Below are 13,968 nucleotides of genomic sequence, written 5' to 3'. Positions count from 1 at the left end.
TGGCTCCTAAATCTGTACTAGGGCGGTGAAGCCCATGAAAGCCAAGGCCATTAAGCCTGCAGTGACCATACCGATTGCTGAGCCTTTAAATACCACAGGCACATCCGCCACATTGATGCGTTCACGCATGGCGGCAAATAACACCAGTACAAAAGAGAAACCGACCGCCGCACCGAAGCCGTACAAAATGGATTCGACAAAACCGTTTTGTTTGCTGATGTTTTGCAGGGCAACACCCAATACCGCACAGTTGGTGGTGATCAAAGGTAAGAAAATACCCAATACGCGGTACAACAAAGGACTGGTCTTATGCACCACCATTTCGGTGAATTGCACGACTACGGCGATGACGAGAATAAAGGAAATGGTTTGCAGGTATTCCAAGCCAAAGGGCTGCAATATGTAGGTGAACGTTAGATAACTACACAGACTGGATAGAGTCAACACGAAGGTGGTTGCCATCGCCATGCCAATAGAGGTTTCCAATTTGCCAGACACACCCATAAAAGGGCAAAGTCCGAGAAACTGTACCAAGACAAAATTGTTCACCAGAATGGTGCTGACCAGTATCAACAGATATTCTGTCATCTCACGTCCAAAAAAGGGTAAATTAAACGAAATGTGTTCTATTTTCCTAAGCCTATCCTGCAAGTTTTAGGAAGAGTGTTGTCACTATTTTTTGCTATTCATACGAACTTTGTCTGTTCAAACGAAAGCCATTTTTAAAAGTACTACTTACACTGACTATGATTACTATACCAATGGGCTTATAACTAACAAAGCTAAAAATCCAGTATATATAGTCTGATTTAATATATAGATAATAAGTTTCGTTTATATAAATTCGATTTATGTATCTATTAAAATGCTATGGCTCAACCTATTAAGAATCTTTCTCATTTAGGTTGAGCCAGCACAGGGTTTAGATTGTCTATTCGTTGTTCATCAGAGTGACAACGCCTACATCACACGCTGACCAGGTTTAGCGCCTGCATGGGGTTCCAGCAGGTAAATTTCTTCACCGCCTGGGCCCGCTGCTAACACCATACCTTCAGACAAGCCAAACTTCATTTTACGTGGTGCTAAGTTTGCTACCATGACAGTGAGCTTGCCTTCCAAGTCTTCAGGCTTATAAGCCGACTTTATACCAGAGAACACAGTGCGTGTTTCGCCGCCAAGATCCAAGGTTAATTTCAGTAGCTTGTTGGCTTTCTCAACGTGCTCAGCTTTGGCAATCAAGGCAATGCGCAAGTCTACTTTGGCAAAATCATCAAAATTGATTTCCTCTGCAATAGGCTCTTTGCTGAGTTCGGCTTCTTCTTGGCCATTGTCTTGGTTATTGGCTGCCGCTTCTTTTGCTGCGGCTTCGGCAGCGGCTTCTACTTTGCCTTCTTCGATCATGTCATCGATTTGTTTTTGCTCAATACGGCCCATCAAAGGTTTGAATTTATTGATGGTATGGCCGAACAATAATTCTGAACGGTTGTCCCACGTCAGTTCTTTGTTCAAGAAGGCTTCGGCGTCGGCTACTAAATTCGGTAGAACAGGTTTTAAGTATGTTGCTAATACTGCAAAAGCATTTAAAGCAACAGAACATACCTGATGAGCTTTATCTAAAGTTGCTTCATATTTTACTAACTTCCAAGGTTCTTCTTTGGCAATATATTCGTTTACCACATCTGCAATACGCATAATTTCACGAATCGCTTTACCATATTCACGAGTTTCATATAGAGCAGCAATACCATCACCAGCTTCAATGCAGTAACTAACTATTGTATCAATTGGTTCGGGTGATAATTTATTATCAAACTTCTTGTTAATAAAGCTGGCAGTACGGCTGGCAATGTTCACCACCTTACCTACTACGTCAGAATTCACTCGTTGGATGAAATCTTCCAGATTTAAATCAATGTCATCGACGCTGGCGTTTAGCTTAGCGGCAAAGTAGTAACGTAAGTATTGTGGATCCAAGTGATTCAAATAAGTGCGCGCCTTGATAAAGGTGCCACGTGATTTAGACATCTTAGTGCCATTGACGGTGACATAACCGTGAGCATTAACACCGGTTGGTGTGCGGTAACCCGCGCAATCCAGCATGGCTGGCCAGAATAGGGCGTGGAAGTTAATGATGTCTTTACCGATGAAATGGTATAGCTCAGCGTCCGAATCCTTTTTCCAGTAGTCATCAAAGTTCAAGCCTTCGGTGCGATCACACAAATTTTTGAAGCTGGCCATGTAACCGATCGGAGCATCCAGCCAAACGTAGAAATACTTGCCAGGTGCATCTGGAATTTCAAAACCGAAATAAGGTGCGTCACGGCTGATGTCCCATTCTTGTAAGCCGGAGTCTAACCATTCCGCTAGCTTATTAGCGACTTGGTCTTGTAAGGTGCCACTGCGAGTCCATTGGCTAAGGAATGCTTGGAAGTCGGGTAGTTTGAAGAAGTAATGCTCAGATTCTTTTTCAATCGGTGTCGCACCAGAGTAAACCGAACGTGGATTGATCATTTCCATCGGTGTGTAGGTGGCCGAACAGACCTCACAGTTGTCACCGTATTGGTCTTCTGCTTTACATTTAGGGCATGTGCCTTTGATGAAACGATCTGCTAGGAACATTTCTTTTTCAGGGTCATAAGCTTGCACAATAGAGCGCACCGCAATTTTGCCATTGTCACGTAAGGCTTTATAAATGCTGGTGGAAATCTCACGGTTTTCGTCTGAGTGAGTTGAGTGGTAGTTATCGTAACCAATCAAGAAATCATTGAAGTCTTTCATGTGCTCTTGGCGCACGCCTTCGATCAACTCTTCTGAGGTGATGCCATTTTGCTCCGCCTTGAGCATGATGGCGGTGCCATGAGCATCATCGGCACAAACTGCAGTACACAAGTGCCCACGCATTTTCTGAAAACGCACCCAGATATCGGTTTGGATGTGTTCCAGCATGTGTCCTAAATGGATAGAACCATTTGCGTAAGGAAGGGCGCTGGTGACGAGTATTTTACGTTGCGTTTGTGCCATTTTTGATAAGCCTACTGGATTAAAAAAAGTCGAAAATTCCATCCGTATTCTTGTTATTGATGCGAATCGAGCGCATATCAAAAATAGGGATAATCTATTAGAAGGCGACATTATAAGTCGCCACTTATTCAGTGCAAGTCTCAGCCTTGCTTTTACGCCATATAAGTCACTACTTCTTATTTTGTGCAATCTAAGAGAGCAATAAGTCGCCACTGCTTTTTAGTTATACCTGAGTGCAAGTCTCAGCCTTGCTTTTACGCCATATAAGTCACTACTTTTTATTTTATGCAATTAAGAGCGCTATAAGTCGCCACCTCTTTTTAGTTATACCTGAGTGCAAGCCTCAGCCTTTCTTTTCCGTGATATAAGTCGCCACTTATTCAGTATAAGTTGAGTACAAGTCTCAGCCTTGTTTTTCCGCGATATAAGTCGCTACTTCTTATTTTGTGCAATAAGAGTGCAATAAGTCGCCACTTCTTATTGAGTGCAAGTTGAGTACAAGTCTCAGCCTTGCTTTTCCACAATTTGCCCCCACATTGGCAACACCTTGATTATTATTCGCGCTGCTTGCACAGAGGAAACCATATGTCCAACCTAGATGAATTGCACGCTACACAAGAGACCATTTTGGCCGATATGATTGACCCTAATACTCAGCAGCCTTATGGGGACGTTTGGCAATTAACCGGTGATGAAGATCGCCTGCATGTACGTTTGACCTTGCCTTATCCTGCCCAGCAACAGCAAGCACAAATTGAACAAGCCATTACTCGTGCATTGCAAGATACGCGCGACCTGACGCTTGACATTGAACATGAGATTGCAAAATACGCGACACAAGGTAATTTGCCAGGTTTAAACGGGGTGAAGAATGTCATTGCGGTGGCGTCGGGCAAAGGTGGGGTTGGTAAATCCACTACCACGGTAAATCTTGCCTTAGCGATGGCGCGTGAAGGCGCACGAGTAGGCATTTTGGATGCCGATATATACGGCCCAAGCCAAGGCATGATGTTGGGTTTTGCCGATGGTACTCGACCACAAGTGCGTGATGAAAAATTTTTTATTCCGCCGAGCGCGCATGGTGTGCAAGTCATGTCGATGGCTTTTTTGACGACCAAAGATACGCCAGTGGCATGGCGTGGCCCCATGGTAACGGGGGCTTTGATGCAAATCCTCACGCAAACCGACTGGGACGATTTGGATTACTTGTTTGTTGATATGCCGCCCGGTACAGGAGACATTCAGCTGACTTTATCGCAAAAAGTGCCTGTAGCGGGTTCTGTTATTGTGACCACACCACAAGACATTGCGTTATTGGACGCGCGCCGTGGCATTGAAATGTTCAACAAGGTGAAGATTCCTGTGTTGGGTGTGGTGGAAAACATGTCAACGCACATTTGTTCTAATTGTGGTCATCACGAAGCCATCTTTGGTGATGAGGGTGGTGCCGGTTTGGCAAAAGAATACGGTGTGAATGTGTTGGGTAAATTGCCATTGAGTTTATCAATTCGCGAACAAAGTGATTTAGGTAAGCCGATTGTGGTAAATTCCCCCGACAGTGACGTGACCGACATTTATCAGTCGATTGCTCGTCAGTTGGGTGCTACTCTTGCCCGCCAAGAACAGACATTTGTGATGCCGACCATTGGCATGAGCGACGATTGAGGAAGAAAAATGCGTTTGTGTGACCGAGATATAATCAAAGCCCTAGACCGAGGCGATATCGTCATTGAGCCACGCCCGGATAACAGCGTGATCAGTGGAGTGTCGGTGGACCTGTGTTTGGGCAATTCATTTCGTGTGTTTCAAGGTCACCCGGCGCCTTATCTTGACCTGAGCAGTTCCAAAGACGACCTAAGCAAAGTCATCGAATCTGTGATGAGCGATGAAATTCTAGTAGAGGATGGTAAGCCGTTTTTCATTCATCCAGGAGAATTGGTGTTGGGCGTCACCAAAGAGTCGGTGACGATTCCAGACGACTTGGTCGGTTGGTTAGATGGCCGTTCTTCTTTGGCGCGTTTGGGGTTAATGGTGCACGTAACGGCGCATCGTATTGATCCCGGTTGGAGTGGCGGCATCGTACTTGAATTCCTCAATGGGGGGAAATTACCCATTGCTCTGAGCCCTGGCATGACCATAGGGGCAATCAACTTTGAAACACTGTCTGGTCCAGCGGAGCGTCCATACAACAAGCGTGATAACGCCAAATACAAAGATCAAAAATCGGCGGTAGGCAGTCGTATTAGTGGCGATAAGTCATAAGAAGCCAATGATGTATCAAAATATTCCCATTAATGTCATCAGCGGTTTTTTGGGTTCTGGTAAAACCACCTTGATTCGTACTCTGTTGAGTAAGGTGCCGGCTGGTGAAAAGTGGGCAGTTTTGGTGAATGAATTTGGTGAGGTTGGCATAGACGGAGCTTTGTTGGCGGACACCGGCGCCAGTATTAAAGAAGTGCCGGGTGGTTGCTTGTGTTGCGTGACCTCGGCGGCGTTTAGCGCGGGCTTGAATGGGTTAATTAAACAGGTGAATCCTGATCGCATACTCATTGAACCCACTGGCATTGGCCATCCGGCCGAGATCATGACGCAATTGCAGGCGGAACATTATCAAGGTGTGTTGGATGTCAAAGCGTCCGTGTGTCTGTTAGACGTTCGAAATTTACAAGACCCAAGGTATTTAGGGCATCCGGCGTTTTTCGATCAGATTGATCAAGCGGATGTACTGATTGCGTCAAAAGCGGATCAATACTCAGAAGTTGAGCAAGATCAATTTCTTACATTTGTCGCGCAACTTAACGATCCGAAAAAGTACGCTTTTTCCTATCATGGTGATATCGCTTTAGCTTGGCTGGATTATTCGAAGGGCGATGCTTTGACCATTCAGCCTCATGATCATTCGCACCATCACCATCACCATGATCATTCACATCATCATGAACACAGTCATCATCATGAGTCTGATACGCTCACATCACAGCATGATAAGATCACTTGTTATGAAAAGCGCGATCAAACCCTGTGTAGCATTGGTTGGGTGATTGCAGGTGAAATGCATTTTCAGCGAGACACTTTAGAAAATCTCGCACTTCAACTCAAGCAGCAAAAAGGCTTTTGGCGACTCAAAGGTCGGCTGAATCTAGTTGGTGATAGATCCATTGAGTGCAACGTTACCCAAACTGAGCTGACTTTCACCGCGCAAAATAGTGTTTCTCAATCCAAAATTGAATGTCTTGTCGATGATGAAATCCAGCTTGCTGCTGTAAAACGCCTTATTGAAAAGGCGTTGTTTTAGTGATTTTTAGAGAATCTTATTTTTTTTCATTTTTCATATGATGTACGTCGAGCACGCCAGTGTCATGAGCCCATGACGCATTATCGTATTTTTTACCGAGCCAAATATCGGTCAACGTTTGATATTCAGGCTGTTGCTTAAAGTGTTGAATGAAGGTGTTAATTTCGTGCAATAGGGAAGTATTGTGTGAAGAGTAAGCGACGGCTGCGGAATAGTACCAGAGTTCATCACTGATATTGCCAGGAAGGATTTCAATTTGTCCCTTCCAAGGACTGGCTTCGCCGTAACAGGCCCAATGATAAATAGGGAGATCCACGGCAAAAGCATCAACAATGCCATCCACTAGGCAATTATGTATTTGTGTTTGATCGTTGTAAGCCAAGAGATTGGCGAGTTGGATGGTGCCACCTGGCTTTTGTCGATTGGCTTCCCAACGAAGTCCTAAATCCTCTAGGATTTGCATTGCCGCAGGATCATTGATGCAACCTAATACTTTGCCTTCTAAATCTTTGACTTCCTTAATCTCACCGTCACCATGACGCTTGGCCAATACATAGGGCAAGAAAGTATAAGGGTCTGAAAATGCGATATGGTCATTTGGCATAGGAGGCATGGCACTCCACACCACATCGACTTCCTGCTCGCCACGTTCAATACCAGTTTCAAGAATTTGCAAGCAACGATCCCAAGGATACTCTACCAGCTTACAATTGACCCCAAGCCATTTAGCAAAGGCTCTGGCGGTTTCTGCATCAAACCCTTGTAACTCTTGCTCACCCGACATTCGGAACGACAAACCTACAAAGGCGGGTTCTATCGCGATACGAATTTCACCCCGTTTTTTGATCTCCGCTAAACGATCTTCTTTTGGTTCCAAGCGAAGATGTTCTTTGTTTAATAATGGAGAAAACTGGATAGCATCTTGATCCGTGTTGAGAGCAAGTCCCATGTCTTCTAACAGTTTGCCGCTCCAATCGCCTTTGTCAGTGACTTGTTGTTGAGCGCCTTGACTAAGGCCGATTGAAGCATTAATGATGTTATTATTGCTTTCTATTTCACCCAAAGAGGTTGCTATTTCAGTAAGCAGTGACTGAATACTGGTTAGGGACTCGGTGACCTGATGGGAAAGTTCGGTAAATTCTTGCTCTGTAACCGCCAGTATTTGGTTCAATTCATCGCTTAAGCTGGATAAATTCATTTGTTTGTAAGCTTCTTGGGTGCTGGCTTGAGTGCGCATGGCTAAATCGCGAATTTCTCCAGCGACAACGGAAAATCCACGTCCCGCTTCGCCTGCTTGAGCCGCTTCGATAGCTGCATTAATGGATAATAATTGAACGGTTTTACCAATATCTTCAATGGATTTGATGACAGAAATTGCATTGTTAGAACGGTTGCTGATAAGCGTTTGTAAGTCATCAAACTGTTCGGAAAATTTTTGATTTGTGTTATCTAATTTTTGTTCGATGGCTTGGCCGAGTGCATTAGTATTTTGGCTGCTATCATTCAAGAATGTCTTAGTGTTATTCACAAAAGTATCTTGTTCTGTGGTTCGGGCTTGGATTTCACCGATAGAATCATGAAGCAGCTCTTGCGCTTGGGTACTGTGTCTAATTAAAGCTTGTAAACGTTCTATAATAAGAGACAGCTCATCTGGGTTAATCGATGGATATCGAGGAGAAGAAAGCGAAAGTTCAAGAGTTTCCTTTAGTTGAAGTGGCATTTCACTTGCTCCAAGTGATAATGCTGTTTCAATGTTTCCTTCACATAAAGCTTGCTGCCAGTTTATTGATCCCTTATCTGATCCTGAGGAAAGATACCGACTTTTTCTCGAGAAAAACATCCTATACTCCATTTCAACGAATTATCATTTATTCTAAGGAAAAATAATATATTAAAAAGAAAAAAATTAGCCTGAGAGGAATTTTTTGTGAATTGGATAATATTAATTCCATGCAAGCGTGATCATAAAACAAGCAAAATTATGCGATGTAATTATTTTTTGGGAGGATTACAGCCTCACTGGTGAGCTCGGTAAACTTTACTCTTCCTGCACAGATTGTTCTAACAATGGTGGATCAAGACGTCTCATCATTAATGACGTAAAAGTTAACGCTAAAATTGGCTCAATCGCTGGTGTGAATGGCAACTATAAAGACACTGCTACTATCAGAAAATTAAAAATAAAAGACTGTAAAAAGGTAAAGCAAAAGTCTGAGAAGAATACATAGGGGTTGTAAAAGGTAAGGGTAAATCGGAGAAAATTGCTGCAAAGATGGGATACAAGAGTTTGTAATGAATCCGTATCCGATGTTAGTAAATTTTAAATAGTCGTTCCTTAATAATAGTATGATGTTTTAGACATGAAGCGACATACTATTTTCTGAGCCCTATCAAAACGTCATTATCAACTGCAGATACTTTAATATTGTCTCTACCTGATAACGCTATCTTTTCTGAAATAGCGTACATAATCAATAAAACTACTTGAGTGGCTTATGGGGATTCAAATGCAAATATTTAAGGTCTTGTTCATCTTCTCTCAAAGTATTTTATAAGCAGCATTGTCTACCACAGAGACGTTTTCGTTACTTTTTTTGTTGTTTGTTTTGTTATAAGGAAGAGGGAAACAGAAGGGTAAAGATCGCTTGAATTTTTCGCCAATTCGGATCACGTTGAGAATTTTTCATATGATCAACTCGTTCTTAGAGAGATCTGAACATCTCTAATTCGCTACCCAAATTCACTATGCCACTCCAGTTCATGCTTTTCGAAGATTATTTAACATTTTTAGCATAAAAGCGTGATACTTTTTTCTTGCAGAGTTATAACAGTAGGTGATGAGTTTGTCCTAACTCGTGTTTACATTGTTGCTAATCTATTATCCCGCAGAATAAAGGAAGCTAACATGCTTAGAAAAACCTTTGTGATGGCTGCTGCCAGCTCGTTGATATTAACCGGTTGTCAGTCGCTTACATCCTCAGATGAATCTGAAAAATCATTAGATTTAAAAATAGTACACATTAATGATCATCACTCACATTTGAATGCCGACACTGGTGTTGATGTGATGCTAGGTGGCGAGAAAACGCGAGTAGCGGTAGGTGGTTTCCCATCTGTGGTGGCTGAAATAAAAGAGTTAACCAATACGGATCAGCCTGTGGTGAAAATCCATGCTGGCGACGCTATGACAGGAGACCTGTTTTATACCCTATTTCAGGGGGAAGCCGATGCCGCTCTTATGAATGAAGCTTGTTTTGACGTCTTTACTTTGGGTAACCATGAGTTTGATGACGGTGATGCAGGGTTAGTGCAATTTTTAGATTGGTTAAAAGCCGATGAAAATTGCTCAACCGATGTTATCTCAGCCAATGTTAAGCCTGAAGTAGGCGTCTCTCCTCTTACGATGAAAACCGCTGAAGATTACTTTACGCCTTACACCATTAAAGAATTTAACGGTGTAAAAGTAGGTTTCATTGGGATTGATATTGCGAATAAAACCAAAAACTCGTCTAGTCCAGATAAAACCACTGTATTTTTAGATGAAGCGGAAACTTCACAAAAATACATAGATGAATTAGAAGGTATGGGCATCAATAAAATTGTCTTGGTAACTCATTACCAGTACCAGAATGACTTAAGCCTGGCGTCTAAGCTAAAAGGGGTAGACGTTATTATCGGTGGAGATTCTCATACCTTACTGGGTGATTTCTCGACCTTAGGTTTAGATGCTGCAGGACCATATCCAACAGAAGTAACGGACGCAGATGGTAATTTAGTTTGTGTTGCGCAAGCGTGGCAATATTCTGCTGTGGTGGGCGAACTTGACGTCGCTTGGAATAAAGAGGGCGTTGTGACCAACTGTTCTGGAACGCCTCATTTATTATTGGCTGATAGTTTTAAGCGTAAAAATTCTGATGGCAAACGAGTGGAGTTAGTCGGTGCTGCTAGAGAGTCGGTATATAAAGATGTTAATGCGTTAGACAATGTATCCATTGTTGAACCTGATCCATCTGCCGTGGCCACCTTGGCGAAATTTTCTGCTCAAGTGGATGCTATGAAAGGCGAGGTGATTGGTAAATCTGCAACCACTTTGTGTTTAGAGCGTATTCCAGGTCAAGGTCGTTCTAAGCTATGTGATCGTTCGATGACAGTCAGTCATGGTGCAGATATCTCTAATATTGTGGCGAAAGCGTTTCGTGATATGAGTAAGACGTCGGATATTGCCATTCAAAATGGTGGTGGCGTTCGAGTTGATATTGCTGAAGGCGATTTAACCATTGGTGATGCTTATACCTTGTTGCCATTTTCTAATACGATTGTTGAATTGGATATGACAGGAGAGGAAATCCATCAAGTATTAGAGGAAGCATTTGATTACGCGACCGTAGAAGGTGGTTCAACAGGCGCCTATCCTTATGCTTCTGGCTTGCGTTGGAAAGTGGATGCTTCTAAGCCAAAAGGCCAACGTTTTTATGATTTGGAAGTGATGAAAAAAGGCGCAAGCTGGCAACCTTTAAATCCAACAATGACTTATAAAGTGGCCACAAATGATTATATTGCCGGTGGTAAAGATGGTTATCTTACCTTTGGTAAAGTCGTTAAAGAGGGTCGAGTCGTCGATACGTATCTGGATTATGCACAGAGTTTCGTTGATTACGTTCGTACCGTGGGCACCTTGAACAAACTGCCTTTGTCTGAATATTCTACTCAGGTTTTCATTAATAAAGACGGTGTAAAACAGTAATTACTGGGTAACGCTGTTTTTCAATCTGGGCGCATAATGGCAAGGTAAATTTGGCCATTATGCGCCCATTTTTTGTTCGTAAGTCGTTTTGATTGAGATCACATTTGTCTTCATTATTGAGGTGATATGAAAATTCAGCCATTTTCGGAAGAATATCGTGAGCAAGTGATACAACTTTGGCAGGCGTGTCAGCTTACTGTCCCTTGGAATGACCCAAATAAAGACATAAACCGTAAGCTGTTGGTCAATCCTGAATTGTTTTTATTGGGCGTAATAAAAGGCGAGATTGTTGCCACTGTAATGGGAGGATATGAAGGACATCGCGGTTGGGCGAACTACCTTGCTGTTCATGAAAACCATAGAAAAAATGGGCTTGGACGCAAGATGATGGCGGAGTTGGAAAGCCGATTAACGGCTCTTGGCTGCCCCAAGATAAATTTACAAGTGCGCGAGACTAATTCTCAAGTGATCGCGTTTTATGAATCATTAGGTTATGGCAATGATCATGTTATTGGCTTAGGTAAGCGCTTAACAAAAGACAATTAAGAGTTCTATTTAGAGGTGATTATGAATCTTAATCTGTTCCCAAGGCGATGTTTGTCGTCTGTCAGTGCTATCTAGCAGACTATCTAAAGCGCTTACCCAAATCTCAAGCTGAGCAATATTTTCGTATAGTACGGATTGTTTTTGTGCGGATCAGGGTAACGTTAACCTGTGTGCATTATTGAAATCACCCAGGCATTAGAGTGTCTTTTTAATTCGGTATCGGCTGAGTTTGTTACTGCCGAAGGTGAGGAAGACAAGTTATTGCCTTGGTGGTGAAGTACATTGAGACTATTTTCCAAGGCGTGTGAGAAATGGGGTACTTCTCTTAAAGAAGATGTGTTACTGGAACACTTTAAACCTGTTTATCAAGCCCCTAAGTGGCAGGTTTTTTGCGCCGTAACGGTGGTTCGCCTAAAACACGTTTGTAAGCTCTGGAAAAGGCGGCTTCGGACTGATAGCCCAATTCTTCAGCAAGATCCGTTAATGTTACAGAGGTTTGCTGTATTTTATTTCTCGCCACATTCATTCGCCATTCGGTGAGATAGTGTTTTACCGATGTACCGATAATCTGAGTAAAGTGTGCTGAGAATCCTGAGCGCGACATACCAGCCAATGCAGCCAATTTTTCCACTGTCCAAGCGTGTTGTGGTTGAGTATGAATGGCTGATAGGGCTTTGGTTAATTTAGGGTCTTGCAGAGCGCAAAGCCAGCCACTTGTCGCGCTGTTATTGTGGTTAATCCAATTGCGAATGGCCTGTATGACTATGATGTCCGCTAGATGGGTCATAATGGTTTCGCCGCCTGGAGCAAGGGTAGCCGCTTCTTGTTCCAATGTGTTTATCATGCTCTGCAGTGATAAAGACAAGTTGTCTTTTGCCTGGGTCAGATGAATGACTTCTGGCAGCTGGGCAATGAGTTTTTGGCCAGCAATATGATCAAAGCTTAATACCCCACAGATGAGTTTAGTTATCTGTGTTTGGTCTGGTTTGTCTTTCTTTATTTTTTCCTTTCCTTCACCTTCACTCTGTGTACCTCCATAGCGAAGAAATTCATATCGCTCTGAGAGTTTGGTAACGGGAATGTCGAAAAAAGGCTCACATGCCTGCCCCTTTTCATGGCTAATACTATGACCCAAACCTTTTGGCACCAAGGCCAGTTCCCCAGGTCGTAAAAAATGACTTTGGCCGTTCTCAAAACTTAGCCAACAGCTGCCTTGCGTCACAATATGAAACATCATTTTACCGGCTAAAGGCGGCATTGCCATTCCCCAAGGGGCTGTTAATTCTGAATTGGCATAGATCAAGCCATTTAATCTAAGAGAGTAGAGTGTTTCACCCAGAGTATCGGAATAGGTAGGTATGTCACGAGGTGGAATCATCTTGGTCATCATAAATAAGTATATGGATAATTTTAGATAAACTGCAAAAAAGTATGGATGTTAAAGCATTAAACATCAAGCCCTGTCTCCTTACACTGTGACTCAGGTTAGCAATGGGTTGCTGACGCTTAAAAATGACAGAGGACAAAAAAATGAAAAGTGAAGTGATGGCTGTAATAGGGGCGCAAGGTAAAACCGGAACAAGAGTAATGACCAAGTTGGATGCAAAAGGGATCAGTACGCGTGGTTTATCTCGTCATAGTGAAGTGGTATTTGACTGGTCAAACCGTGAGACTTGGGCCCCCGCTTTATCTGGTGTGAAAGCTCTTTATGTAACCTATTATCCTGATTTGGCCATGCCACAAGCCACAGAGGATATGACGGCGCTTGTCAAAGTGGCAAAGCAGGTTGGGACTGAGAATGTGGTGTTGTTATCTGGTCGAGGAGAAGAAGGCGCGCAGCGAGCCGAGCAAGTGGTGATGCAGAGTGGTTTAAGATGGAATGTGATACGTGCTAGTTGGTTTATGCAAAACTTTAGTGAGAGCTTTATGGCGCAAGGCATTAACTCTGGAGACTTGGTCTTACCTAAACCGAACGCGACGGAGCCTTTTATTGATGTAGAAGACATTGCCGATGTGGTGGTCGCGGTGTTAACTCAGACTCATTTACAAGATCAATTGCTGGAAGTGACAGGGCCAGAGTTACTGAGTTTTGGCAATTGCGTAGAGAAAATCAGTGAGATGATTGGACGAACTATAGGTTTCACTCCTGTTCCAGTGGAGGCCTATTTAGCGGGCGCTAAGCAGCAAGGTATGCCCGATGAAATGGCTTGGCTGATCAATGAATTGTTTGTCAATGTGTTGGATGGTCGCAATGAGGTTACGACAGACACAGTTTTGCGAGTATTGGGTCGTCCAGCGCGCAATTTTGATCAATATCTTGCTGCACAACAAGATATATCCATATGGTGTGAACAATAGGAGA

11 protein-coding genes are annotated in these 13,968 nt (G+C 43.1%); 7 read left to right on the top strand and 4 right to left on the bottom strand.

All coding sequences use genetic code 11. From position 1 onward, the window contains the following. Nucleotides 1-6: 6 nt before the first annotated feature. Nucleotides 7-588 carry an electron transport complex subunit RsxA gene (gene rsxA / locus ACXAH2_RS10555; RefSeq protein ID WP_353667924.1) on the bottom strand — a complete coding sequence of 194 codons (582 nt, stop codon included), beginning with the start codon at nt 586-588 and terminating at the stop codon, nt 7-9. Between the two features lie 372 nt (nt 589-960). Next, nucleotides 961-3,021 (bottom strand): methionine--tRNA ligase, encoded by a 2,061-nt coding sequence (gene metG / locus ACXAH2_RS10550; RefSeq protein ID WP_475078476.1) that lies wholly within the window; start codon nt 3,019-3,021, stop codon nt 961-963. Between the two features lie 585 nt (nt 3,022-3,606). Here metG and apbC point away from each other — a divergent pair. From apbC to ACXAH2_RS10535, 3 genes are read left to right on the top strand one after another with little or no spacing between them, the layout of a single operon-like run. Then, a complete protein-coding gene (gene apbC, locus ACXAH2_RS10545) occupies nt 3,607-4,686 on the top strand; it encodes an iron-sulfur cluster carrier protein ApbC (RefSeq protein WP_475078383.1) in 1,080 nt (359 codons plus the stop codon). Between the two features lie 9 nt (nt 4,687-4,695). After that, a complete protein-coding gene (gene dcd / locus ACXAH2_RS10540) occupies nt 4,696-5,283 on the top strand; it encodes a dCTP deaminase (protein WP_475078381.1) in 588 nt (195 codons plus the stop codon). A gap of 7 nt (nt 5,284-5,290) precedes the next feature. Further along, the gene (locus tag ACXAH2_RS10535; protein WP_475078380.1) at nt 5,291-6,316 is read left to right on the top strand and encodes a CobW family GTP-binding protein; all 1,026 of its coding nucleotides are present in this window, start codon (nt 5,291-5,293) and stop codon (nt 6,314-6,316) included. Between the two features lie 16 nt (nt 6,317-6,332). Here the strand turns inward: ACXAH2_RS10535 and ACXAH2_RS10530 are convergent, their stop codons facing one another. Next, nucleotides 6,333-8,036 (bottom strand): methyl-accepting chemotaxis protein, encoded by a 1,704-nt coding sequence (locus tag ACXAH2_RS10530; protein ID WP_475078378.1) that lies wholly within the window; start codon nt 8,034-8,036, stop codon nt 6,333-6,335. Between the two features lie 238 nt (nt 8,037-8,274). Between ACXAH2_RS10530 and ACXAH2_RS10525 the strand changes: the two genes are divergently transcribed. The 3 genes from ACXAH2_RS10525 (at nt 8,275) to ACXAH2_RS10515 (ending at nt 11,606) form a co-directional block, all read left to right on the top strand. Continuing rightward, on the top strand, nt 8,275-8,544 hold the full coding sequence (locus ACXAH2_RS10525; protein WP_475078377.1) for a pectate lyase: 270 nt from the start codon (nt 8,275-8,277) through the stop codon (nt 8,542-8,544). 677 nt (nt 8,545-9,221) lie between these two features. Continuing rightward, nucleotides 9,222-11,060 (top strand): NAD nucleotidase, encoded by a 1,839-nt coding sequence (nadN, locus tag ACXAH2_RS10520; protein WP_475078376.1) that lies wholly within the window; start codon nt 9,222-9,224, stop codon nt 11,058-11,060. Nucleotides 11,061-11,186: 126 nt separating this feature from the next. After that, nucleotides 11,187-11,606 carry a GNAT family acetyltransferase gene (locus ACXAH2_RS10515; RefSeq protein WP_475078375.1) on the top strand — a complete coding sequence of 140 codons (420 nt, stop codon included), beginning with the start codon at nt 11,187-11,189 and terminating at the stop codon, nt 11,604-11,606. A gap of 373 nt (nt 11,607-11,979) precedes the next feature. On the opposite strand, the gene ACXAH2_RS10510 is transcribed toward ACXAH2_RS10515, so the two are convergent. After that, nucleotides 11,980-12,984 (bottom strand): AraC family transcriptional regulator, encoded by a 1,005-nt coding sequence (locus ACXAH2_RS10510; RefSeq protein WP_475078374.1) that lies wholly within the window; start codon nt 12,982-12,984, stop codon nt 11,980-11,982. Nucleotides 12,985-13,136: 152 nt separating this feature from the next. On the opposite strand from ACXAH2_RS10510, the gene ACXAH2_RS10505 reads away from it, so the two are divergent. Next, complete coding sequence (locus tag ACXAH2_RS10505; protein WP_475078373.1) at nt 13,137-13,964, top strand: NmrA family NAD(P)-binding protein; 828 nt, start codon at nt 13,137-13,139, stop codon at nt 13,962-13,964. Nucleotides 13,965-13,968: the final 4 nt, after the last annotated feature.

This window comes from Marinomonas sp. ABL3_031, assembly GCF_056161265.1.
This window is presented reverse-complemented; position numbering and strand designations above follow the sequence as displayed.

Coding starts and splice junctions, on each gene's coding strand:
- rsxA (WP_353667924.1), bottom strand. CDS start 588: ATGACAGAATATCTGTTGATACTGGTCAGCACCATTCTGGTGAACAAT.
- metG (WP_475078476.1), bottom strand. CDS start 3,021: ATGGCACAAACGCAACGTAAAATACTCGTCACCAGCGCCCTTCCTTAC.
- apbC (WP_475078383.1), top strand. CDS start 3,607: ATGTCCAACCTAGATGAATTGCACGCTACACAAGAGACCATTTTGGCC.
- dcd (WP_475078381.1), top strand. CDS start 4,696: ATGCGTTTGTGTGACCGAGATATAATCAAAGCCCTAGACCGAGGCGAT.
- ACXAH2_RS10535 (WP_475078380.1), top strand. CDS start 5,291: ATGATGTATCAAAATATTCCCATTAATGTCATCAGCGGTTTTTTGGGT.
- ACXAH2_RS10530 (WP_475078378.1), bottom strand. CDS start 8,036: ATGCCACTTCAACTAAAGGAAACTCTTGAACTTTCGCTTTCTTCTCCT.
- nadN (WP_475078376.1), top strand. CDS start 9,222: ATGCTTAGAAAAACCTTTGTGATGGCTGCTGCCAGCTCGTTGATATTA.
- ACXAH2_RS10515 (WP_475078375.1), top strand. CDS start 11,187: ATGAAAATTCAGCCATTTTCGGAAGAATATCGTGAGCAAGTGATACAA.
- ACXAH2_RS10510 (WP_475078374.1), bottom strand. CDS start 12,984: ATGATTCCACCTCGTGACATACCTACCTATTCCGATACTCTGGGTGAA.
- ACXAH2_RS10505 (WP_475078373.1), top strand. CDS start 13,137: ATGAAAAGTGAAGTGATGGCTGTAATAGGGGCGCAAGGTAAAACCGGA.